Annotated in this window: 23 protein-coding genes; 21 read left to right on the forward strand and 2 right to left on the reverse strand. The window is 48.6% G+C overall.

Annotated features, from left to right (window positions below; all coding sequences use genetic code 11):
- Positions 1-144: 144 nt before the first annotated feature.
- The 20 genes from recJ (at position 145) to groL (ending at position 19,953) form a co-directional block, all read left to right on the forward strand.
- Positions 145-2,223 (forward strand): single-stranded-DNA-specific exonuclease RecJ, encoded by a 2,079-nt coding sequence (recJ, locus tag C1A02_RS01600; RefSeq protein ID WP_243577905.1) that lies wholly within the window; start codon positions 145-147, stop codon positions 2,221-2,223.
- Positions 2,216-4,396 carry a RelA/SpoT family protein gene (locus C1A02_RS01605; protein WP_101696453.1) on the forward strand — a complete coding sequence of 727 codons (2,181 nt, stop codon included), beginning with the start codon at positions 2,216-2,218 and terminating at the stop codon, positions 4,394-4,396. Before recJ ends, C1A02_RS01605 begins: the two co-directional genes overlap by 8 nt.
- Before the next feature lie 21 nt (positions 4,397-4,417).
- Positions 4,418-5,056 carry an MBL fold metallo-hydrolase gene (locus C1A02_RS01610; RefSeq protein ID WP_101696454.1) on the forward strand — a complete coding sequence of 213 codons (639 nt, stop codon included), beginning with the start codon at positions 4,418-4,420 and terminating at the stop codon, positions 5,054-5,056.
- Positions 5,056-6,540, forward strand: coding sequence for a coproporphyrinogen dehydrogenase HemZ (hemZ, locus tag C1A02_RS01615; RefSeq protein WP_101696455.1), 1,485 nt, complete (start codon positions 5,056-5,058; stop codon positions 6,538-6,540). The genes C1A02_RS01610 and hemZ overlap by 1 nt, the downstream gene beginning before the upstream one ends.
- Entirely contained in the window at positions 6,521-7,513 is a 993-nt protein-coding gene (locus tag C1A02_RS01620) for a uridine kinase family protein (protein ID WP_101696456.1), read from the forward strand. The genes hemZ and C1A02_RS01620 overlap by 20 nt, the downstream gene beginning before the upstream one ends.
- A 91-nt stretch (positions 7,514-7,604) precedes the next feature.
- A complete protein-coding gene (locus C1A02_RS01625; protein WP_101696457.1) occupies positions 7,605-7,892 on the forward strand; it encodes a hypothetical protein in 288 nt (95 codons plus the stop codon).
- Positions 7,893-8,087: 195 nt separating this feature from the next.
- Complete coding sequence (locus C1A02_RS01630; protein WP_101696458.1) at positions 8,088-9,836, forward strand: putative polysaccharide biosynthesis protein; 1,749 nt, start codon at positions 8,088-8,090, stop codon at positions 9,834-9,836.
- A gap of 49 nt (positions 9,837-9,885) precedes the next feature.
- Positions 9,886-10,710, forward strand: a complete 825-nt coding sequence (gene mazG / locus C1A02_RS01635; RefSeq protein WP_101696459.1) for a nucleoside triphosphate pyrophosphohydrolase — start codon at positions 9,886-9,888, stop codon at positions 10,708-10,710.
- A gap of 22 nt (positions 10,711-10,732) precedes the next feature.
- Positions 10,733-11,008 (forward strand): non-specific DNA-binding protein Hbs, encoded by a 276-nt coding sequence (hbs, locus tag C1A02_RS01640; protein WP_101696460.1) that lies wholly within the window; start codon positions 10,733-10,735, stop codon positions 11,006-11,008.
- An 82-nt stretch (positions 11,009-11,090) separates the two neighbouring features.
- Positions 11,091-11,333 (forward strand): RNA-binding S4 domain-containing protein, encoded by a 243-nt coding sequence (locus C1A02_RS01645; RefSeq protein ID WP_101696461.1) that lies wholly within the window; start codon positions 11,091-11,093, stop codon positions 11,331-11,333.
- A 68-nt stretch (positions 11,334-11,401) separates the two neighbouring features.
- Positions 11,402-11,692, forward strand: coding sequence for a sporulation protein YabP (yabP, locus tag C1A02_RS01650; protein ID WP_101696462.1), 291 nt, complete (start codon positions 11,402-11,404; stop codon positions 11,690-11,692).
- A gap of 14 nt (positions 11,693-11,706) precedes the next feature.
- Positions 11,707-12,198: a spore cortex biosynthesis protein YabQ gene (gene yabQ / locus C1A02_RS01655; RefSeq protein WP_101696463.1), complete on the forward strand. Its 492-nt coding sequence runs from the start codon at positions 11,707-11,709 to the stop codon at positions 12,196-12,198.
- Positions 12,199-12,265: 67 nt separating this feature from the next.
- Positions 12,266-12,568 carry an FtsB family cell division protein gene (locus C1A02_RS01660; RefSeq protein ID WP_101696464.1) on the forward strand — a complete coding sequence of 101 codons (303 nt, stop codon included), beginning with the start codon at positions 12,266-12,268 and terminating at the stop codon, positions 12,566-12,568.
- Between the two features lie 36 nt (positions 12,569-12,604).
- Positions 12,605-13,129, forward strand: coding sequence for a S1 RNA-binding domain-containing protein (locus C1A02_RS01665; RefSeq protein WP_101696465.1), 525 nt, complete (start codon positions 12,605-12,607; stop codon positions 13,127-13,129).
- A 128-nt stretch (positions 13,130-13,257) separates the two neighbouring features.
- Positions 13,258-14,412 carry an amidohydrolase gene (locus C1A02_RS01670; protein WP_101696466.1) on the forward strand — a complete coding sequence of 385 codons (1,155 nt, stop codon included), beginning with the start codon at positions 13,258-13,260 and terminating at the stop codon, positions 14,410-14,412.
- 51 nt (positions 14,413-14,463) lie between these two features.
- Positions 14,464-15,306 (forward strand): fumarate hydratase, encoded by an 843-nt coding sequence (locus tag C1A02_RS01675; RefSeq protein ID WP_101696467.1) that lies wholly within the window; start codon positions 14,464-14,466, stop codon positions 15,304-15,306.
- Between the two features lie 109 nt (positions 15,307-15,415).
- On the forward strand, positions 15,416-15,973 hold the full coding sequence (gene hpf / locus C1A02_RS01680; protein ID WP_243577882.1) for a ribosome hibernation-promoting factor, HPF/YfiA family: 558 nt from the start codon (positions 15,416-15,418) through the stop codon (positions 15,971-15,973).
- A gap of 233 nt (positions 15,974-16,206) precedes the next feature.
- Complete coding sequence (locus C1A02_RS01685; protein WP_101696469.1) at positions 16,207-17,328, forward strand: THUMP domain-containing class I SAM-dependent RNA methyltransferase; 1,122 nt, start codon at positions 16,207-16,209, stop codon at positions 17,326-17,328.
- Between the two features lie 561 nt (positions 17,329-17,889).
- On the forward strand, positions 17,890-18,174 hold the full coding sequence (locus C1A02_RS01690) for a co-chaperone GroES (RefSeq protein ID WP_009065964.1): 285 nt from the start codon (positions 17,890-17,892) through the stop codon (positions 18,172-18,174).
- A gap of 147 nt (positions 18,175-18,321) precedes the next feature.
- Entirely contained in the window at positions 18,322-19,953 is a 1,632-nt protein-coding gene (gene groL / locus C1A02_RS01695; protein WP_101696470.1) for a chaperonin GroEL, read from the forward strand.
- A gap of 359 nt (positions 19,954-20,312) precedes the next feature.
- On the opposite strand, the gene C1A02_RS01700 is transcribed toward groL, so the two are convergent.
- Complete coding sequence (locus C1A02_RS01700; RefSeq protein WP_101696471.1) at positions 20,313-21,761, reverse strand: alanine/glycine:cation symporter family protein; 1,449 nt, start codon at positions 21,759-21,761, stop codon at positions 20,313-20,315.
- Positions 21,762-21,784: 23 nt separating this feature from the next.
- Positions 21,785-22,714, reverse strand: a complete 930-nt coding sequence (glsA, locus tag C1A02_RS01705; RefSeq protein WP_370737781.1) for a glutaminase A — start codon at positions 22,712-22,714, stop codon at positions 21,785-21,787.
- Between the two features lie 310 nt (positions 22,715-23,024).
- On the opposite strand from glsA, the gene C1A02_RS01710 reads away from it, so the two are divergent.
- Positions 23,025-24,017, forward strand: a complete 993-nt coding sequence (locus C1A02_RS01710; protein WP_101696472.1) for a LysR family transcriptional regulator — start codon at positions 23,025-23,027, stop codon at positions 24,015-24,017.
- Positions 24,018-24,071 lie beyond the last annotated feature (54 nt).

Below are 24,071 nucleotides of genomic sequence, written 5' to 3' on the forward strand. Positions count from 1 at the left end.
AATCGAAGAGTGCATTGTGGCACATAGTTCATTTTGAAATGCTTTTGGATCTTACGTAGTCATTCCTAAGAATCCGTCGCAGATTTTCTGTCAAAAGATTGAATATTGCGCCGCAAAATGATACAATTAATCTTCATGAGGCAGGTGAACGGCTTGAAGCTGAAACAGTGGTTGGTTTCCTCCCTGAATAAGGAACATGCGGCACAAATTGCGGAAGAATACGGCCTTCCGTTTTTTTTGGCGATGATGCTGGAAATTCGGGGCATTCGGGAACGGGAACAGATCGAAGAGTTATTGGAGGAAAGGTCGGAGCTGTCCGACCCATTTTTAATAGCAGATATGCACCTGGCGGTGGAGCGGATCCATAAAGCCCTGGATTCTTTTGAAAAAATTGCGGTATACGGGGACTATGACGCGGACGGAGTGACGGCCACGGCCATATTGTATTCTTATCTGGAGTCTTGCGGCGGCAATGTGATGTATTACATTCCGGAGCGGGAGGGGGAGGGCTATGGCCTGAACCTGACGGCAGTGGAATTTTTGCATAATCAGCAGGTAAAACTGATCATCACCGTAGACAACGGAATTGCGTCGGTGAAAGAAGCCGAATATGTCAAAGAACTGGGAATGGACTTGATTGTAACCGATCATCACCGTCCCCAAGAGCAGCTTCCTCAGGCAGTGGCGGTGATTGATCCCCACCGGGCAGACGATACATCCCCTTATAAGCAGTTTGCCGGAGTAGGTGTTGCTTTTAAACTGATTATGGCTTTGGAAGGCGAGGAGCGCGACACTGAAGGCCTGCTGGAAAACTATGCGGATTTGGTAGCGGTGGGAACCATCGGCGATGTGGTTCCGTTAACCGGCGAAAACCGGGCTTTGGTCAAAGCCGGGCTTCGGCTGTTGTCCCGCACGGATCGGCTGGGGCTTCGGGAACTGCTGGAGCATGCCGGGGTGTTGGGGCGACAGCTGAACGCCGGGAATGTGGCCTTTACCGTTGTGCCCCGCATCAACGCCACTGGGCGAATCGGCGTGCCGGATCGAGCGGTTCGGCTTTTGGTCAGTGAAGATCCGGAAGAAGCCGGTGCGCTGGCCGAGGATATCTGCGACGACAACGACTACCGCAGACAGATTGAAGCGGAATTATATCAAAGCGCCTTGCAGGATATTCAGGAAAATCCGCAGTGGCGCTATGACCGGGTGTTGGTGGTGGCTGGGCAGGACTGGCATCACGGGGTCATTGGCATTGTGGCGGCGCGTTTGGTGGATCATTTCGGCAAGCCTTGCGTGGTGATTTCTTATTCCGGCGAAGAAGCCAAGGGCTCCGGGCGAAGTGTGGAAGGGTTTTCTTTATTTGATGCCCTTTGTTCTTGTTCTGAGCTGTTTACCAAATTCGGCGGACACCCCATGGCGGCAGGAATTGCGTTGTCCACGGAGCGCATTGAGGCATTTCGTGAGGCAATCAACCGCTATGCGGCCAGTGTGCCCGATCCGGTGCCGGTGCTGCGCTTGGACTGCAAGCTGCGGCCGGCTACGCTGACCCCGGATCTGCCGGGGCTTTTGCAGGCACTGGAGCCTTTCGGAACGGACAATCCGGCGCCGCTGTTCGGGCTATATCAGATGCGCCTGGAAAAAATCACTCCCGTGGGGGAAGGGAAGCATCTGCGCCTGCTGTTTTCCCGGGAGGGAACCCACACGGTTTGCATGCAATTTCGCACCACACCCCAGGAATTTCCCTATGAAGTGGGCGATGAACTGGATTTGGCGGTGACGCTGGATGCCAAGGAATATAAAGGGGAAAATCAGCTGTCGGTGTTTATCCGGGAGATGAAACTGTCAAAACTGGATACCGAGGCATTCCTTTGGGGCAAGCTAACTTATGAGAAGTACAAACGGGGAGAAAGCCTGACTTTGGCAGAAGCGGAAGGCCTTTTACCCGGTTATGAGGATTTTGCGCGCATTTATCGGTTCCTGCGGGAAAGAGGCGGCTGGTCAAAAAGCCCGGTGCTTTTGCTGTATCGGCTCGATGGCGGCGTTATGGGGTATGCCCGCCTTTTAACCGCTTTGGATGTGTTTGCGGAACGGGGGCTTTTGACAATGAATTGGGACGGAGAACTTGTGAACATACGGCTTTGCGAGACCGCAGAAAAGGTCAATTTGTTTGAATCGCAAATATTATGTCATATTAACCAAATCAAAGAAGATGGTGCTGCACATGACTGAAACTTCAACTTCTAAAACTTATGAAGACTTATTACAGGCAATGAAAGCCAGCGGGCATGAATTTGACCTGAATTTAATTGAGCGGGCTTATCTGCTTGCAGAAAGCTCACATACCGGGCAGAAACGTCTGTCTGGCCAACCCTATATCATTCACCCGGTTTCTGTGGCGTATATTCTGGTGGAATTGGGCATGGATTCCGAATCTGTGGCCGCCGGGCTGCTGCATGACGTGGTGGAAGATACCTCGGTAGAACTGGATCAAATTAAAAAGCAGTTTGGCGTGGGGATTGCCAACCTGATAGACGGCGTTACTAAGCTGGGCCGAATTCCCTTCTCTTCCCGCGAAGAACAGCAGGCAGAAAACATTCGCAAAATGCTGATCGCTATGGCGGAAGACATTCGGGTTATTATTATCAAATTGGCGGATCGCCTGCATAACATGCGAACGCTGGAATATATGACACCGCAAAAACAGCGCGACAAGGCGCTGGAGAATATGGAGGTTTATGCCCCCATTGCGCACCGCCTTGGTATCCGGGCCATCAAAGAAGAGCTGGAGGATCTGTCCCTTCGCTACTTGGATCCCATTGCGTATCAGGAAATTGAAGACACGTTGGAACTGCGCAAAAAAGACCGGGATCATTTCATTGACTCCACCAAAAAGCTGGTGTATGACAGGGTTTCCCAAATGATTCCCAATGTGTTTTTGCAGGGCCGGGTGAAAAGCATCCACGGCATTTACCGCAAGGTATTTATGCAGGGACGCAATATGGATGAAATCTATGACATTTATGCCGTTCGGGTTATCGTGGATACAGTCAATGATTGCTATAATGTGCTGGGTATCATTCATGACATGTTCCGCCCGCTTCCCAACCGGTTTAAAGATTATATTTCCACTCCCAAGCCGAATATGTATCAGTCCCTTCACTCCACGGTGATCGGCAAAGAGGGAATTCCGTTTGAAGTACAGATCCGCACTTGGGAAATGCACCATACTGCCGAATATGGTATCGCGGCTCACTGGAAATACAAGCTGGGTCTTGGCGGCAAAGGCGATTCGCTCGAAACTCGCTTGGCCTGGATTCGCCAGATGCTGGAAAACCAGAAAGACAGCGAAGACGCCACCGATATTGTTCGCAATATTAAATCTGACTTGGTGCCGGAAGAAGTCTTTGTCTTTACGCCGAAGGGTGAGGTTATCAATTTGCCCATGGGCTCCACCGTCATTGACTTTGCCTATGCCATTCACAGTGCGGTTGGCAATCGGATGATCGGCGCCAAGGTGGATCGCCGCATTGTTCCCATTGATTACAAGGTGAAAAACGGCGAAATTATCGAGATTTTAACGACCAAAGAAACAAGCCACGGCCCCAGCCGTGACTGGCTGAAAATCGTTAAGACCAGTGAAGCCCGCAATAAAATTCGCCAGTGGTTCAAAAAGGAACGCCGGGAAGAAAACATTGTGGAAGGCCGCGCCGAAGTGGAGCGGGAGCTCAAACGCAATGGGATTGTGCTGACCGATGAGGAACTGAAAAACTTCTTGTTCAGCATTGGCCGCAAAATCAGCTGTTCCACGTCGGATGATGTGTATGCCGCTATCGGCTACGGCGGAATTCAGCTTTGGAAGAGCATGCCCCGCTTGCGTGAAGAATACCTGAAAAACAAAAAACAGGTTCAAATCACAGAGCGGAAGCAGCCGCAAACAACCTTGAAACGAGCTGCCGGCGGTGTGCTGATTGAGGGAATGGATAACTGCCTGATTAAATTTTCCCGCTGCTGCAATCCATTGCCCGGCGATGAGGTTATCGGCTTTATTACCAGGGGATTCGGCGTGTCTGTCCACAAGCGTTCCTGCCCCAATGTGCCGGTGAATGTGGCGGATTCTGCCGAGCCGGAACGCTGGGTCAATGCCCATTGGGAGGGCGAAGTCAAAGAGGAATTCAAATCTACTTTAGAAATTATTGCCGAGGCCCGTCCGGGTCTTTTGGCAGATTTGACCCAACAGATGTTTACTATGCGCCTGTTTATCCACTCTTTGAATTCCAGAGAAACCAAGGATGGAAAAACGATTATCTCTGCGACGATCACCGTTAATGGCATCGACCATTTAACCGGAGTAATCGGAAGGCTTAACAGTATTGAAGGAATTATTTCAATTCGCCGTTCCTGACGGCTTTTTAGGAGGATGGCTATGAAAATCACTGCAATTCCCGGCGGAATGCTGGGGACCAACTGCTATATTCTGACCGACGAAGAAACCGGCTTGTCTGCTGTTATCGATCCCGGCTTTTCGTCCCCCCAGCTGGACAGCCTGATTCAGGAGCTGCCCGCACAAAAGGTGGCACTGTGCCTTTTGACCCACGGGCATTTCGACCACATTGACGGAGCGCCCCGCATTAAGGAACTGACGGGAGCACCCATCTGCATCCCGAAACCGGACGCCCACTATACGCTTAAAACCAATCTTAGCCCCATGGAAAAAATGTATTCTTCGAAAGACACAGCCTTTGAGGCAGATCGGTTTTTGGAGGACGGGGAAGTGGTGGAGCTGGGCAGCCTGAAAATCCGGGTGATGTATACTCCGGGCCATACGGCCGGCAGCAGCTGCCTGATTGTGGAGGATGTGATTTTCAGCGGTGATACGCTAATGCAGGGAACCATTGGCCGCACGGATCTTCCCACTGGGGATATGCGGGCCATGGAACGATCCTTAAAGCTTTTAAAGGAATTGCCCGGCGATTATCATGTGCTGCCTGGACACGGCGATGCGACCACTTTAGAAAAAGAACGGCGTTTTAATCCGTTTTTGAATGACGAGGGATTTTATTAATGATTCTGCTGGTTGACGGACACCCGTATCACTATGAAATGGAAAACCTGTGCCGGGTGTTTTTGCCCTATGAAGAAATCAAAACTGTATATGAGAAAAAGGCGGATACCCCGGAATCAGAAACCGTTGTATACACCGGAATCGAGCAGCAGGACGGTCAGCTTCGGCTGTCTGTCCGCCTGCATATGGGCGGACAAATGGAAAAAAGCGAGCAGACGGTTCCTCTTTCAGTGCTGGATGAGGAAAAGGAAGCCGAGCGCCTTTTGGCGGTGATGCTGTTTGAATTGTTTGCCCAGCGGTGCGGGTACCGTCCCAAGTGGGGGATTTTAACCGGGGTGCGCCCCATTAAGCTTTTGCGCCGTCTGGCGGAGCAGATGGGGCTGGAGCAGGCCATCCAGCATTTTCAGTCCGGCTTTTTGGTTACGCCCCAGAAAACAAAGCTCAGCGCTATTACTATGGACAATGAGCAGACGATTTTGTGTCGTTCCCGTGCGGAGTCCTATAGCCTTTATGTGTCCATTCCCTTTTGTCCCACCCGGTGCGCCTACTGTTCCTTTGTGTCCCAGTCGGTGGACAAGGCGGTGCGGCTGATGCCGGAATATGTGGACTTGCTTTGTAAAGAGCTGATTTGCACCGCACAGGTGGCTGAAGAATTAGGCTTGAATCTGGAATCGGTTTACATTGGCGGCGGCACACCCACCACTCTTTCCCCAGAGCAGCTTCGGCAGCTGCTTTCAACCGTTTGCACATATTTTCCGGTGCTTTCCTGCCGGGAATTTACCGTAGAAGCGGGCCGTCCGGACACGGTAACGCCGGAGCGTTTGCAGGTGCTGAAAGAATTCGGGGTAACGCGAATCAGCATCAATCCCCAAACCATGAACGACAATGTTCTGGAAAACATAGGCCGGCGGCATACCACCGAACAGACGATTTCTGCCTTCCGGCTGGCTCGCAGTATGGGCTTTGACAATATTAATATGGACTTGATTGCGGGGCTGCCCGGTGACACGGTAAGCAGTTACCGGAATACACTAAAACAGGTGCTTTTATTGGATCCGGAGAGTGTGACGGTGCATACATTGGCCTTAAAGCGCTCATCCCGGTTAAATCAATCGGAGCGGGACGGTTTTTCTCCCGATGCCGGCGGGGCTTCTCAAATGCTGGACGAAACTGCAGAAAAGCTGTTTGCGGCAGGTTTTGAGCCCTATTACCTGTATCGCCAAAGCCGTATGGTAGGCAATCTGGAGAACACCGGCTGGGCGAAGCCCGGCTATTACAGTGACTATAATGTTTATATTATGGATGAAACCCATACGATTCTGGCCTGCGGTGCAGGCGCTGTGTCTAAAATAAAGGATCCGAATTCCGATACTCTGCGGCGTATTTTTAACTTTAAATTTCCCTATGAATATGTCAGCAGACATGAGGAAATGATTTTAAGAAAGAAGCAGGTGAAAGAGCTTTATGAACTATTTCGCGAATAGCTATGTGAAATATGTGGATCATATGGAACAAATCAACGAAGCGGCAAAGACCGATCCCGTCGGCATGGTAGAGCAAATCGAATCTGCTTATCGCCGGTATTTGAGCTCCATTGCCATGACAATTACGGAAAATCCCGAGCGGTATAAAATCATCTTGCTGGCGGGGCCTTCCAGCAGCGGCAAGACCACCACCATGGAAATTTTAAAGGAAATGCTGGAGCGTCAGGGTGTGCGCTGTGCAACCATTTCTCTGGATAATTTTTATCGGGGAGAAAACCAGGCGCCTCTTTTGGAAAGCGGCGAACGGGATTATGAATCTGTGGATGCGCTGAATCTTCCTGTTTTGGAAGGGTGCCTGTTAGATCTTATCGGCAAGGGGCACTGTGAAATTCCGGTGTTTGACTTCATGAATCGCCGGCCCTCCAGCCAAACACTGCCGGTGGCTCTGCCGGAAAAGGGAGTTGCTATTTTTGAGGGGATTCACGGGCTGAACCCCCGTGTCAGCGCCCATCTGCCGAAAGATCGTCTTTTAAAGCTTTATATCAGTGTGAAGCAGGATATTAAAGACAGTGCGGGGGTTGTGCTGTCTCACAATGATCTGCGTTTTGTTCGCCGTGTGGTTCGTGATTACAGCTTTCGCGGAACCGGGCCGGAGCGCACCTTCGATATGTGGAAGAATGTGCTGGACGGCGAAAACAAATACATTCGTCCTTTTAAAAGCGTCAGCAATATTACCATCAACTCCATTCATATGTATGAGCCTTGTGTTCTGCGCGGAAAAGCGATTCCCCTGCTCCGGCAGATTCCGCCCGAAAGCCCCCATTACAATTATGCCTGCTGGCTGATTTCACAGCTCGAGCGTTTTGTTCCCATGGAAGAAACACTGGTTCCCCACAATTCAATTTTGCGTGAATTTGTGGGCGGCAGTGTTTACCACGAGGAAATGGATCCACTGGAAGAAGAGTATAAATAATTTATAATTTGTTCATGGGTCATATTCTTGCATTGTTTGATAAATTAATGGTATAATTTAAGAAACTAACTACCGAAGGAGCGTGTCTACGATGGGCCTTTTTGAAGATGTTGTCATTAATGCAAAGACGGCAGCGAATGCTGTTGGAAAAAAAGCAGGCCAGCTTGTTGATGTGTCCAAACTGAAAATCAGTGCGGCTGAGCTGAATATCGAAATCAACAAAAAGTACGAAGCTTTGGGTAAAGCGGTTTATGATGCCAAAAAAGCAGACAGCGATCCGGCGGATTTGGTGGCGGAGGCAATGGTAGCCATTGATGAACTGCAAGAGCAGCTTGATGCGCTTAACGAACAGATCAAAGACGCTTCCACCCAGTTGTAATCCGTTTGATTTCTTTTTCGATGATGAAAAGCTCGAATCCGGTTTAAAGCCGGATTCGGGCTTTTTTTGCTTTGGGGGCATTTTGGGGGAGGGGCCTTTCTTTTCTCTCACGTTTTGTGTGGGCATAACCATTCCCGGGGGTTAATATAATTCATTCATAGGGATGGATTTTGTGAAGGGAATGGATGTGCTGATATGGGTAAAGCTTCCCCGCGAAAGAGTCAAAGCTTTTTGCATGGCGCTTTGATTTTAACGGCAAGTATTTTAGTGGTAAAGTTGATTGGTGCGCTGTTTAAGGTGCCGCTTACCTGGATCATTACCGAAGATGGTTTGGGTTATTTTAATACGGCTTATAATTTCTATGGGCCGATTTACAGTTTGGCCACAGCCGGATTCCCCATTGCGATTTCACGGCTAGTATCTGAAAGTTATACCCGAGGGGCCTATCGGGATATCCGGCGCATTCATCGAGCCAGCGCCCCCATTTTTGTGGGAACCGGCACGGTTGGATTTGTGCTGATGGTGGCCGGTGCGGCCACCTATGCCAAAATTATCGGAAACGAAAACGCCCTTCCTGCGCTGTACGCGCTGGCTCCGGCGATTTTATTCAGCTGTTTAACCGCCATTTATCGGGGATACTATGAAGGGCTGCGCAACATGTATCCCACTGCCATATCTGAGATTATTGAAGCGTTGTGCAAACTGGTGGTTGGCCTGACAGGCGCCTGTTTGATCTTAAATTACGGAATGAAGGAATACGAAAGTCTGGGAACTGTATTCGGCATAGCTGTTGCTTCTCGGGATTATGCCCGAAGCGCCATTTTGCCCTATGCTGCCGCAGGGGCGATTTTTGGCGTTACCGTGGGTTCTCTTTTCAGCTTTGTATTTTTGTTTTTGCGCCATAAAGTGGTGGGCGATGGAATCACGAAAGAAAATCTGAAGAATTCGCCGCCGCCCCGCACTATGCGCAAAACCGTTTCGCGGCTGGTTAAAACGGCGATTCCCATCGGTGTGGGAGCAATGGCAGTCAATGTGGCAGCCATGGTGGATACCACCTTTTTGCAAACACGAATTCATAAGGTAATGGAGAAAGAACCAGAGGTATTACTTTCCATGTATCAGGGAATGATACCACAGATAAACATCGAAACAGACACGGTCCCTAATTTTCTGTTTGGATGTTTCTCGATGGCTTTGACCCTGTTTATGTTGGTTCCCGCCATTACCCAGGCCTTTGGCATCAGTGCGCTGCCCAATGTGACAGCCGCCTGGACCAGAGGGGAAAAATCACACCTGAAACGCAGCATAGAAGCAGTTTTGCGTGTGACCGCACTCTTTAGCATTCCTGCCGGCATGGGGCTGGCGGTTATGTCTGGCCCGGTGGCGCGGCTTGTGTTCGGTGTGCGCCCCTCGCTGCCCATTACCTCTCGGGTGCTGGTCATCATGGGGATAGGCGCGATTTTTGCTTCCTTCAGCACACCGGTCAACAGTATGCTGCAGGCAGTGGGTCGGGTGGATCTGCCGGTAAAACTGCTGGCGGTGGGGCTGACCATTAAAGTAACCCTTAATTATTATTTGGTGGGAATCCCTCAAATCAATGTACTGGGAGCCGGTGCGGGCACGGTTGTCTGTTATTTGTTTCTGACAGTAGCGGCGCTGTTCTGCCTTTGCAAACAAACCAAAATTGTCCCTGATTTTCTGTCGATTTTCGGAAAACCCCTGTTGGCGTCTATTCTGTGCTGTACCGCTGCCTGGGCGTTGTACGGCCTGCTTTCCCGAACCATTTCAGAGAACCTTTCCACCGTTTGCGCCGTGGCTGGTGCAATGCTGGTGTATGCGCTTTCTTTGCTGTGTTTGCGGGCAATTTGCCGCGATGATATTTTGATGCTGCCTAAGGGGCAAAAAATTGCAAAAATACTTGAAAAACATGGCTGGATAGGGTAATATAGTACTAGTTTTCGCCGGATATATTCCAGGAAAGGACCTGTAGAGGTTGGATTTTGAAAGAAAAGAAAAATATACGATTCAGGATCTGCTTCAAATCGTGAATATTCTGCGTTCCCCGGGCGGTTGCCCTTGGGATCGGGAACAAACCCACCGGAGCATTCGGGCCTGTCTGATAGAAGAAACCTATGAGGCAATCGAGGCCATTGACACCGGGAACGTGGAATTGCTAAAAGAAGAGCTTGGGGATGTACTGCTTCAGGTGGTATTCCATGCGAATCTGGAAGAAGAAGCAGGCAGGTTTGATTTTGAACAGGTTGCCGACGGCATTTGCAAAAAACTGATCATACGGCATCCGCATGTATTTGGGGATGTTGAGGTTCAAAATTCCGAAGAGGTACTCAAAAACTGGGACGCGATTAAAAAACGCACCAAGCATCAGTCCACTCAGACACAGGTGCTCGAAAGCGTGTCCCCGGCGTTGCCGGCGCTGATGCGAAGCGCCAAGGTGCAGCAGAAAGCGGCCAAATCGGGATATGATTTTGCGGATGTCTGGCAGGCATTGCAAAAGGTGGAAGAAGAAACCGCGGAACTGAAGGAGGCGATCCGGAAGGGCGAGGCTGAAAACTGCCGGCAGGAGGTTGGAGATCTTCTGTTTTCGGTGGTCAATGTGGCCCGACATTTAAAAACAGAGCCGGAACAGGCGCTGACGGTTTCCTGCAACAAGTTTATCGGGCGGTTTTCCGCTGCGGAAAATTTGGCCCAGGAGCGGGGACAGAAGCTGAGCGCCTTGTCGCCTGAGGAATTGGACAGGCTTTGGAATGAGGCCAAACAGTGTTACGTTCCCCAGCTGGAAAACCAGACTGAAGAATAAAAATTTTGGAGGTAAAAATCTTATGAACAAAACAGAATTAATTTCTGCGGTGGCGGAGAAAGCTGCTATTTCCAAGAAAGATGCTGATAGCGCAGTAAATGCTATTATTGATGTTATTATTGAAACAGTTGCGAAAGAAGAAAAGGTCCAGCTGGTTGGCTTTGGTACTTTTGAAGTTCGCTATCGCAATGAAAGACAGGGCCGTGATCCCAGAACCAATTCTCCCATCACCATTCCTGCGTCTAAGATTCCGGCGTTCAAGGCCGGTAAGGCGTTTAAGGACGCAACGGATAAATAAATTTTTACCGATGATTAAAGGCTGCGGACAGGCGTTTTGCGTTTGCCGCGGCCTTTTGTATTATCGAAAGGAGAGCATAGCGATGAGATTGGACAAATACCTGAAAGTTTCCCGCCTGATTAAGCGGCGCACCATAGCCAACGAAGCCTGTGACGCCGGGCGTGTTACGGTAAACGGCAAAGTGGCCAGAGCTTCTTATGAGGTGAAGGAAGGGGATGTGCTCGAGCTTACTCTGGGCGCACGCACCCTGAAGGTGAAGGTGGTTCAAATCAGCGAACATACCGCAAAAGGGGACGCATCCCAGCTGTATGAGGTGGTTTCCTAAGCGGCATTTTGAATATGTCCTCTCTGTGGCGCATATAGTGTAATAACTATATTTCAGGGGGGAACGGTATGGCGGAAGAAAAGAAAACAACGAAAACCATCAAGGCACCGCACAGCCTGATTGTGGATAATCGAAAAGCAGTGACGGCCACCGGTGTGTCCAATGTGGATAGCTTTGACGATCAGACGGTGGTGGCTTATACCGACTTAGGGGAACTGGTGATCCGCGGCAAAAATCTGCAAATCGGAAAGCTGAATACGGAAACCGGTGAGTTGACCATTTCGGGGGAAATCTGCTCTATGTCTTATACGGACCAAAAGCAAAGCAGCGGCGGAATGTTCTCCAAACTGTTCCGATAGCGGGGTGATGTTTTTTGGATCTGACTCTGGCGGAGCAAGGCCAGGGCTTTTTATACGCCTTGGCCACCGGTTTTGCATTGGGCGCATTTTATGATATTTTTCGTATCTGGCGGGTGTTTGTCCGCAGCGAAAAACGTCAGGTGATTTGCCAGGATATCTTTTTCTGCTTTATCGCGGCGGTTGCCAGCTTTCTTTTGGCTTTGGCAATTAATTGGGGAGAAATCCGCTTTTATTTGCTGGCGGGAGAAGGCATCGGCCTGTGCGCTTATTTTCTGACGTTGGGTGAGGTTACGTTGTGCCTGTCCCGTTGGATTTTGCGTCTGCTTGCCGCGCTGAAACGGTTTTTCATGCGCTGGGTTATGCGTCCCATAAAATGGCTGGCCCGCAAGATCTGGCATGTAGGGAAGGCAATTGGCCAAAAAATGGGAAGAACCGTGAAAAATACCGTAAAAAATAAGAATAAAAGCAAAAAACAGCTTGAAACCACCCCTCCCGATAGTGTATAATCAACTATATAGATTCTGAATGCTGCCAAAAGATGTGGGGCTGCGGAAGGGAGAGCGGTTTGGTTTTATGAAAGTTTTGAAAACCAAAAAGCAAAAAAAGAGTTTTTTGCTTCGATTTGCCATTTTTTCCTTTGCGGCTTACATTACAGTTGCTTTGATTAATCAGCAGATTCAAATCAGCGAAAAAAAGCGGCAGCTGGAAGAATTAAAACAGCAGATTCAAATTCAAGAAATCAAGAACGAGGACTTAAAACATAGTTTGGCGTCGGGTGACACCGTAGATGAAGAGTATATAGAGCGTGTTGCGCGAGAAGGCTTGGATTACGCGAAGCCCGGCGAACGTGTTTTTGTTAATATTGCGGGTAATTAAACGGCTCTAAAATTAAGAGGAGGATATTTTTACTGTATGCAACTTGAGGTAGGAACGATTCTTGAGGGGAAGGTCACGGGGATCACAAAGTTTGGTGCTTTTGTGGAACTTCCTGAGGGCAAAACCGGAATGGTGCATATTTCGGAGGTAGCCCCAACCTTTGTCAAGGAAATCCGCGATTATGTTACGGAAAATCAGATGGTCAAGGTTAAGGTGCTTAGCATTAGTGATGACGGCAAGGTAAGCCTTTCTATGAAAAAGGCCGTTCCGCCCCCGCCACGGGAAGGCGGTTCACCTGCGCGGTATCCTTCGCGCCCCGCCGGAGGCCCGCGTTTTGCTGGTGGCCCGCGTTCTGCGGGGGGGCCACGTCCTGCCGGCAACCCACGCCCTGCACGGCCGGGTAATTACGAGTGGCAGGCCAGCAGAAAACCGGAGGCTGCCAGTTTTGAAGAGATGATGTCCCGGTTTAAGCAGTCCAGCGATGAAAAAATGTCCGACCTCAAAAGGTGCATTGATTCCAAACGCGGCGGCTTTACGAAGCACGGCGGCCCATCTAAATAAAGCAGGCGGAGTGGATACACTCCGCTTTTCTTTTGTTGTTTTATTGTTGATATGGCAACGTCAAAGGAACATATGCAAATGCCATTCAGGCTCGCGGAGTTATGGCTCCGCTTTTTCGGAGGGAATATATGCTGATACAAAACGCAAAAATTTACACCATGGCGGGTGACCCGATTGACAGCGGTTATCTGTTGGTGAAGGATGGGAAAATCCAGCAGATAGGCCCCATGCCGGCACCATCTGCTGAGGGAGAAGAGGTGCTGGACTTAAAGGGCGCCCAGGTGTATCCCGGATTCATTGATGTCCATACCCACCTTGGAATGTGGGAAGATGGCCTGACCTTTGAAGGGGATGACGGCAACGAAGATACCGATCCCGTGACGCCGCATCTGCGGGGGATTGATGCGGTGAACCCTTTGGATCGCTGCTTTGAAGAAGCTTATGCTGCGGGCATCACCACTGTGGTAACCGGGCCGGGCAGCGCCAACCCCATTGGCGGCCAGTTGGCTGCATTAAAAACGGCAGGGCGCCGAATTGATAAAATGATTATTAGGGCTCCGATTGCCATGAAGATGGCGCTGGGGGAAAACCCAAAATCTATCTATCACGGAAAAGGTCAGGCTCCTTCTACCCGCATGGCCACGGCCGCATTGATTCGGGAAGAACTGTACAAAACCCGGCGATATTTGGAAGAGCTGGAGCTTTCTAAGAAAGACGAAGAGATTGATCCGCCGGAATACGATATGAAATGTGAAGCGCTGCTGCCGGTGCTGAACCGGCAGCTTCCCGTGCATTTTCACGCTCACCGGGCGGACGATATTTTCACCGCTATGCGTTTGGGCAAAGAATTTGATTTGGATTATGTCATTATTCACGGCACAGAAGGGCACCTGATTGCCGATGAACTGGCAGAAGAAGATGTTCCGGTGCTTTCCGGCCCTATTTTATGCGATCGTGCCAAGCCGGAAATGAAAAATCTGACCCCCGCCAGCCCCGGTATTCTATTCCGCAATGGGGTGCGCATTGCCATTGTTACCGATCATCCGGTGATTCCCATTCAGTATCTGCCGGTGTGTGCGGCGCTGGCCGTGCGGGAAGGATTGGAGAGGGAACAGGCTCTTCGGGCAATTACCATTTATCCGGCCCAGATTTGCCATATTGAGGACAGGGTGGGATCTTTGGAGCCGGGAAAAGATGCGGATTTTGTGGTGTTTTCTACAGATCCGCTGCAAATCAGCGCCAAGCCGGACATGGTGTTCGTATCCGGACGCCGGATGGTTTAAAGGCCTGTTCCCAAAAAAGACAGGTATGATACAGAAGGAGTGTGGAATTCGATGAGAGAGGTTTCCGTATCCCGCATCAGCGAAGCGCTTTGCCAAATGTTTATTGAAGCCAACCGGGAGTTGTCTGAGGATTTGGAGCAGTGCATCCGCCGATCCCCCCAGCAAGAGAGCAATCCCCTGGGAAAATCCATTTTGCAGGATATCTGCGAAAATCTGGATGCTGCCCGTCAGCTGAATCTTCCCATCTGCCAAGACACCGGCATGGCGGTGGTGTTCGCTGAAATTGGGCAAGAGGTTCACCTGACAGGCGGTTCTTTTGAGCAGGCAGTGAATGAGGGCGTGCGCAGAGGATATGTGGAAGGACTGCTGCGCTGCTCTGTGGTGAGCGATCCGCTGCGGCGAATCAATACGGAGGACAACACTCCCGCTGTTTTGCACACGCGGATTGTTCCCGGTGACAAGGTGACTCTCACCGCTTGCCCCAAGGGGTTTGGCAGTGAAAATATGAGTCGGCTGAAAATGTTTACCCCAGCGGCAGACCCCCGCCAGATTGTCGATTTCGTGACGGAAACCGTCCGCATTGCGGGCGGGAACCCCTGTCCTCCGTTAGTGCTTGGTGTGGGAATCGGCGGGGATTTTGAGCTGTGTGCCCAGTTGGCCAAAAAAGCGCTGTGCCGCCCTTTGGACGAGCCGAATTCCGATCCTTATTACCGTCAGCTGGAAGAAGACATGCTCAAGGCTGTCAATGAGCTGAAGGTTGGCCCCCAGGGCTTTGGCGGTGATGTAACGGCGCTGGCCGTGAACATCGAACCGTATGCAACCCATATTGCGGGACTTCCCGTTGCAGTGAATGTGGGATGTCATGTCACGCGTCATAAAAAAATAACAATTTGATCACGAAATGCTTTCTTTTATTTCGGTAGTTGTGTTATAATATGGATAGAGATGAGGGGCGGTTTTTATAAAAATCACCCGAACTCTACGATTTCCATTTGCAAAGGAGATGCGTACATTGAAGATTACAATTACTGGAAGAAAAGTTACACTGAAGGATCATTTTAAGAATTTAGCGACTAAGAAACTTTCCCGTTTTGAAAAGATCTTTGACGAAAATGCGGATGCCCATGTGGTGGTTACTCTGGAACGCAACCGCCAGACGGTGGAAATTACAATTCGGGATAAAGGAATGATTTATCGCGCGGAAGCCACCGATTATGAAATGAACGATGCGCTGGATCAGGTAATCAGTGCTTTGGGACGCCAGATCCGCAAAAATAAAACTCGATTGGACAAGCAGATTCATTCCGCCGCGTTGGACCAGTTTGTGGAGGATACTTCTACAGAAGCCGAACCGGAGGAATCCATAGCGGAAGAAGAATATCGCATTGTCCGTACGAAGCATTTCCCGATTAAACCCCTTAGTGTGGATGAGGCTATTTTGCAGATGAACCTGTTGGGTCATCAGTTCTATATGTTCCGCAACGGTGCCACCGGTGAAATTAACGTGGTGTATCAGCGTAAAAACGGCGATTATGGATTGCTTGAGCCGGATGTGGATTAACTAATGTCTCACGGTATCGATAAAAGCAAAGCTTTTCATGCCGAAGAAAGCACGAAACCATAGCTTGTGCAGCCGCTCAAGAGCGGCTATGCCGCAAAACGGTTATATCGTTTTGTTTTTATGGTATAATAAAGGATAAGTCAGCGGGGGCCGCATCAGACTGCGGCCCCCGCTTTATTGCCCGGGTAAGGCGAAAGTCTGGCCCGCTACTTTAAAATAACGGAGTGTAATACATGGATCAATTTAAACTGGTATGCCCCTGCCTTTTAGGCATAGAGGGGTTAGTGGCTCAAGAACTGCGGGACATGGGTGCCCAGCAGGTAGAGCCGCAGAATGGGCGTGTGGTGTTCGACGGCAGCGACGAAATGCTGGCCAGAGCGAACCTGTGCTCCCGCTACAGCGAACGGGTGCTGGTGCTCATGGGAACTTTTCGTGCCGTTACCTTTGAACAGCTGTTTCAGGGGGTAAAATCTTTGCCCTGGGAACGCTGGATCGATAAAAAGGACAAGTTCCCCGTGAAGGGGCGTTCCCTAAGCTCACAGCTTTCCAGTGTGCCGGACTGCCAGTCGATTATCAAAAAGGCTATTGTGGAACGGTTGAAGCTGAAGTATAAAGTGCCGTGGTTCGAAGAATCCGGTTCGATGTACCAGGTGCAGTTTTTGATCCTGAAGGACTCTGTCAGTGTGATGCTGGACACTTCTGGTGTCGGGCTTCACAAGCGCGGTTACCGGGCCAATGCAGCCGAGGCGCCCATCAAAGAAACTTTGGCGGCAGCCATGGCGAATTTGGCGCGTCTGTGGCCAGACAGCAAGGTGTATGATCCCTTCTGCGGCTCCGGCACCATTTTGATTGAATCGGCGCTTTTAGCCATGAACATTGCGCCGGGGATTCAAAGAAACTTTATCGCTGAAACCTGGCAGGGAATTGACAGCGGAATATGGATGCGCGAAAAAGAGCGGGCACAGGATTTGGTTCGCCGGGACAGCACTTTTTTGGCAACCGGCTATGACATTGACGGTGCGGCGGTGGCTCTTGCTTTGGACAATGCGAAAAAGGCGGGAGTGATTTCTCATGTTCGGGCAGAAAAGCGGGATATCCGCGACTTTGCCGAAGAAGGCGAGCGTGGCTGCGTGATCTGCAATCCGCCCTATGGGGAGCGTTTGCTGAACCTGCAAGAGGCGGAAGAGCTATACCGGGTGATGGGGCAGAACTTTTTGCCCAAACGTGGCTGGAGCTACCATATCATCAGCCCCGATGAAACCTTTGAAGGCTGCTTCGGTCGTCTGGCCGATAAGCGCCGCAAGCTGTATAACGGAATGATCAAGTGCCAGCTTTACAGCTATTTTAAAGCATAAGAAGAGAATAAATCAAAACCGGGAATTCCTTGTGAATTCCCGGTTTTTCTTGTCAAAGAAAATCCGGGCAAAAATAATCTTACAAAGCTTCTTGATTAAAATATTATAGTGTTTTCTGTGGAATATTTTAACAGAAATATTTCTGCAAACTACTTTTTGGGTGGTAGCAAAACGACCTATGGATATCTGATGAGCAGCTTTTTTCTTTTGTGAACTCACGAAAGTACGATAAGTTATTTTGAAGATTCATTTTGAGAAGCAATGAAACTCCATAAAGAATCCAGTTTAGCTTGTTTGAAGAAATTTCCCTTTTTTGGTTATACTGGTAACAAAAGACACAAAGTTTTTTCTTGTGCAGCAGGGCAGTACAGGGAATGGAATGCTTTCGGATCATGATGATTTCTCACAGGTAAATGTAAAAAAATTATGAAATTGGGAAATTTAGAAAAAAACCTCTTGATTTTTACAGGGACAGCGGCTAAAATAAGATTTAGCACTCAGGTGCAAAGAGTGCTAAACTAATTGTGTTAAAATTGATTTATTATAAGGAGGAAACAGGAAATGACGATCAAACCACTTTCTGACAGAGTTCTGATTAAAATGGAAGAAGCCGAGGAGACCACAAAGAGCGGGATTCTTCTGGCTGGTTCCGCCAAAGAGAAGCCCCAAATTGCGTCCGTTATCGCGGTGGGCCCCGGTGGAATGGTTGATGGCAAAGAAGTTACCATGTATGTAAAAGTGGGCGACAAAGTCATCAGCAGCAAATATGCCGGAACAGAAGTAAAGATCGACGGTGAGGAATACACCATTGTGCGTCAGTCTGATATTCTCGCTGTTGTAGAATAACAATCTTACGGCAAAAGCGAAACATTTGGTGCCTGAAAGAGCATGGAATTTCAGCCTGCTCTGGTGCGGATTTTGCGCCAAGGGCATTCCCCTTTTTACCATTACAATATCATTCATTTTAATTCGAATTTTAGGAGGATTTACAGTATGGCAAAGCAGATTATCTTTGATGTAGAAGCCAGAAACGCTTTGATGAGCGGCATCAACCAGCTGGCAGATACCGTTAAAATCACCTTGGGCCCCAAAGGCCGCAATGTGGTGTTGGATAAAAAATTTGGCGCTCCCCTGATTACCAATGATGGTGTAACCATTGCCAAAGAAATCGAACTGGACGATCCCTTTGAGAACATGGGTGCCCAATTGGTCAAAGAAGTTGCCATTAAGACCAACGACGTGGCCGGTGACGGAACCACAACTGCAACTCTGCTGGCTCAGGCTCTGGTTCGCGAGGGCATGAAGAACCTGGCTGCCGGTGCAAACCCGATGATTCTGCGCAAAGGAATTCAGAAGGCGGTTGACACTGCTGTTGAGGCAATTAAGGGCGACTCCAAGAAAGTTTCCGGTTCTGACGACATTGCCAGAGTTGCTACCGTTTCCTCTGCAGATGAATTCATCGGCAAGCTGATTGCAGAAGCGATGGAGAAGGTTAGCTCTGACGGAGTGATTACTGTAGAAGAATCCAAAACAGCAGAAACCTATTCTGAAGTTGTGGAAGGCATGATGTTTGATCGTGGCTACATTACTCCTTACATGGTAACAGACACCAATAAGATGGAAGCTGTTATCGATGATGCTTATATCTTGATTACCGACAAGAAAATCTCTAACATTCAGGAGATTCTGCCCCTTTTAGAGACCATTGTACAGTCCGGCAAAAAGCTGGTTATCATCGCCGAAGACATTGAGGGCGAGGCTCTGACCACCTTGATTCTCAACAAGCTGCGCGGCACCTTTGTCTGTGTTGGCGTGAAGGCTCCCGGCTTTGGTGACAGAAGAAAAGAAATGCTGCGCGATATCGCAGTTCTGACCGGCGGCCAGGTGATTTCGGAAGAACTGGGTCTGGATCTGAAAGAAACTACAATTGACCAGTTGGGCCGTGCCCGTCAGGTGAAGGTTGATAAAGAGAACACCATCATTGTTGATGGTGCCGGCGAATCCACTGAGATTAAGGACAGAGTTTCTCAGATCCGTGCTCAGTTGGAGACCACCACTTCTGACTTTGACCGTGAGAAGCTGCAAGAGCGTTTGGCAAAGCTGGCTGGTGGTGTTGCAGTGATTAAGGTTGGTGCAGCCACCGAGATCGAGATGAAAGAAAAGAAACTGCGCATTGAAGATGCTTTGGCAGCCACCAAGGCAGCTGTGGAAGAAGGCATTGTTGCCGGCGGCGGTGTTGCTCTGATTAACGCAATTCCCGCAGTGCAGAAGCTGATGGATGCTGCTGAGGACGATGAAAAGACCGGCGTTCAGATTGTTCTGAAAGCTTTGGAAGAGCCCCTGCGCCAGATCGCTGCTAACGCAGGCCTGGAAGGTTCTGTGATTGTCGAAAACCTGAAGAAGGACAATAAGGTCGGCTACGGCTTTAACGCTTTGACTCAGGAATACGGCGACATGATCGCTCAGGGTATCGTGGATCCCACCAAGGTATCTCGTTCCGCTTTGCAGAACGCTGCTTCTGTTGCTTCTATGATTCTGACCACAGAGTCTTTGGTAGCCGATAAGAAGGAGCCGGTTGCTGCTCCCGCAATGCCCGCAGACGGCGGCATGGGCGGCATGTATTAAGAGAAACCGCCAAATGAAATAAAAGGGTGATGCTGATTTTCAGCATCACCCTTTTTATATCTTATTTTCGTGATTTAGAAAATGATGAACTGCGTTAAGAATCATCTGTGTTAGAGAGCTCTTATGTGAACAGCGGGGAGTATCTCACGATTCTGATTTTGTGTTTTTCTCTTAGATTGGAAAAGAAGAAACGAGATTGGCAGTGTTTTTGAGAAAAGGATGGAGAAAAGGGACTCACCAGAGTCCCCTTCATCCAACCAAATTTCTATTGTTAGAGAGAGATAAGCAAAGGATAGGCCCATGTGGGAAACAATTCCCACCAAAGGCTGTTGTTGGGTTTTACTGCTTCTATTGTATGTTTATTCAGCCGCAGACTCTACAGAAACTTTTTTTTCGTCTGTCTTGTTGTTCCAGCAGTCGGTATCGTAAATCCCCACATCTTCTGCGTGGAATACGGGGTTTTTGCCTGCTTTTTTCTGCTTTTCATAGTCTTTTAATACCAGAATAGCTTTGTTGCCCAGAATCAGAATGGCAGGAACATTGAGCAGAACCATGATTCCCATGGTAAAGTCAGCCAGGTTCCAGGCCAGAGAAGTATCCATAACGCATCCGGCGAATACGGCTGCCACGATGCTGAGGCGGAAAAATTTTAATGAAGTTTGCCGTTTTAAAATATAGAATACATTGGATTCGGTGTAATAGTAGTTGCCGATAATTGTAGCAAATGCAAAGAAGAACACCGAAATGGATACAAACCAAATACCAAAGGTACCGAATTGAGATTCTGTAGCTGCCTGCACCAAGGGCATAGCATCCAGTCCTTCATAGGGGATTCCAGGAGTTAAAATTAACAGTGCAGTAGAAGTGCAAAGGATAATGGTATCGATAAAGACGGCCAGCATCTGCACCAATCCTTGTTTTGCAGGGTGGGAATCATCCACGGTTGCCGCTGCGTTGGGCGCGCTGCCCATACCGGCTTCGTTGGAATACAGGCCGCGGCGGATACCGATGGAAATCGCAGTTCCTGCAAATCCGCCGGAAACGGATTCAAAAGAGAACGCACGGTGGAAAACCTCTGAAAATACGTAAGGCAGGTTATGGATATTTAAAATAACCACAATAATGCTGATGAGAAGGAAAGCAATTGCCATAATCGGAACAATAATTTCAGAAATTTTTGCAACAATTTTTTGGCCGCCGAACACCGCGTATGCAGTAAAAGCAGACATGAAAACAGCTGTGCCATAAACTACCCAGGGGGAACTGCCAAAGTTTTGCTGCAAAGCATCGGCTACCGCATTTGCCTGCAGGCATTGGAACCCATAAGCAAAGGAGCAAATAAGGCTGATGGAAAAGATAACGCCCACCGTGCGGTGCTTAAAGATTTTGACCAGGTAAAAGGAGGGGCCGCCTCGCAGGCTGCCGTCTGGCATCCTTTCTTTATAAACCTGTGCCAATGTACTTTCAATAAAGGCGGAGGCTCCGCCCAAAGCGGCTGTGACCCACATCCAGAAGATGGCGCCGGGGCCGCCTAAAATAATAGCGGAAGCCACGCCCACAATGTTTCCCACGCCCAGACGGGATGCGCAAGACACCATCAATGCCTGAAAGCCGGAAACAGTCTTTTCATTATCGTTGCTTTCAGAAAGCAGCCGGATTCCCTCGCCCATCATACGGAATTGCACCAGCCGCGTTCGCACGGAAAAATAAATTCCGCTTACCAGCAGTAATACTAATAGGATGCTGCTGTACATGAAATTATTAACCACGTTTAATGTACTATTGATAAACTCTGAGATAACGTTCATACTCTAAACCCCTTCTTGTTTGATTACACCGCAGTGTCGGTTTTGTTTGCAAAATAATGCAGATTCAGCTCCCGGGACAAGTATTCCAGCATATGTATGCCGCCAATGCTGTTTCCCTTCTTATTCAGTACCGGGCCATATGTGGCGATTCCCATGCCCTGATCGGCTGCTGCGATAATTCCACCTCCTACTCCGCTTTTGGATGGGATTCCTGCCTTCACTGCAAACTCGCCTGATTCATCATACATGCCGCAGGTTAACATCAAGGTCTTCACAATGCGAATGATCCAATCTTCCACCATTTGTTTTCCGGTTACGGGATCTTTTCCGTCATTGGCCAGAATCAGACTGAAACGGGCCAAATCCTGTGTGTTGACTTCTACCGAACACATTCGGAAATAACTGTCCAAAATTGGTTCGGGATCCCCCTCCAGAATGTGATCGCTGAGCAAAAGATAGGCGATGGAACGGTTGCGCTGACCTGTGTGTTTTTCAGAAAGGTAAACCTGCTCATTCAGGCGTACGGTATCGTTGAAGCAAAGTTGTTTTACCAACTGCAGAAATTCCGAAAAGGGATCTGAACACTCAATGCAGCTTACTGTCACAATCGCTCCGGCATTGATCATCGGGTTAAATGGATAAAGCTGTTTGGTTTCCAGTTGCACAATGCTGTCAAAACAATCGCCGGTGGGTTCCATGCCCACTTTACTGAACACTTTGTCATAGCCGGCGGTTTGCAGAGCCAGAATCAAAGAAAAGGTTTTGGCAATGCTTTGCATGGTGAAAGGGACCTGCCAGTTTCCTACAGGATACATCAAACCCTCTTTGGTCATAAGACAAATCCCTAAATTGGAAGGGTCGGCTTTTGCCAGTTCGGGAATATAATCGGCAACCTTTCCATAAGATAAAAAGCTCTTTCCGTATAGTAAGGCATTTTCTAAAATCGCCCCGATGTCTTGTTGCATCATCATAAAATTACCCCTTAGAATCTAACGTTTTTTATTGATTATTAAATATCATAGCATACTATTTCCAAATCGGGTAACTGCTTTTATGGATAATGCTTATAGCGATCTGGTATAGAAACATTGAACATAAGGATCATGATTCTGTCTGTATTATCATACGAATATGGGACAGAGGTCTTTACGAACTCCCTTTTCCTGTGTAATATAAAACTACAGAATGTTACACGGAAATTATCATAATACATATTTACATTCTGTTGATTTCAGGGAAGAATTAAGTGGAGGCAGTGAAGGTATGGAGATAAAATATTTAAAATATTTTGGGGCGGTGGCTTATTACGGTTCCATCAATCAGGCCGCTAAGGCGATGTATGTTTCTCAGCCGCATCTTAGCCACATTATTAAAGAAATTGAGGAAGAAGCTGGTTTTGAATTGTTTCAAAGAACCAAACAGGGCTGTGTACTGACAAAAAACGGAAAAAAATATTTAAAACACTGCGAAGTCATTATTCGAGAAATGGAAAATCTGAAGAAGTTTACGAGCGAGGTGCAAGCAGGCGAAAGCACCATGAGCGTTTCTATGACACGGTTTTCTCATACGGCGGAATGTTTTAACCGGGTTTGCTGCCAGCATCAGGATCTGGAGCGTTTTTCTTATCGGCTGCATGAAGACTCCACCATGAATGTGATTGATGATGTAATAAACGGAAACGCCAATGTGGGCGTAATTCATTTTGCCTATCAGGAATCGAAAATGATGCATAAATTGTTTTCTGACAAGAATTTAGACTATACACCGTTGGCACTGTTTATGCCCTATGTCTGCATTTCTGCCAAGCATGAGCTTTTGCTTCAAAACAGCAGCATTGATATCTCTGCTTTAAAACAATATGGCTTTGTGCGCTACATTGGTCAGTTTGAAGATTTTATTTACCACATCACCACAGAGAATCTGCATTTGGATTTAAACGATTCTTCTAAAATTATTTATGTGGGCGACCGGGCCGAACAGATGCAGTTGATTTCAATGAGCAACTTTTTCACCATTGGTATTTCTGAATTTGCAGGGCAGGATTCTATGTACGGGGTGGTGTCTGTTCCTTTGATGAATTGCTCAGAACAGCTTCAATTTGGAATTGTGATCAAAAAGAACGCCAGGCTGGCTGCAGCAGAACTTCAATTTATCGAAGAAGTTACAAAACGTTTTGGGGAATTGCAGACTTTGGAAAACAAAACAGTGCGGGCGGGAGTTTCTGTGAATGCAGTTCCTGAGCAGAATTGTGGTTAGTAATTCCGCAAAAAGAGAGAACAAACTGTTCGGACAAAACCGGTAAAAACGCCC

The organism is Clostridium minihomine (assembly GCF_900240385.1).
GTDB classification, from domain to species: Bacteria; Bacillota; Clostridia; order Oscillospirales; family Acutalibacteraceae; genus Faecalispora; species Faecalispora minihomine.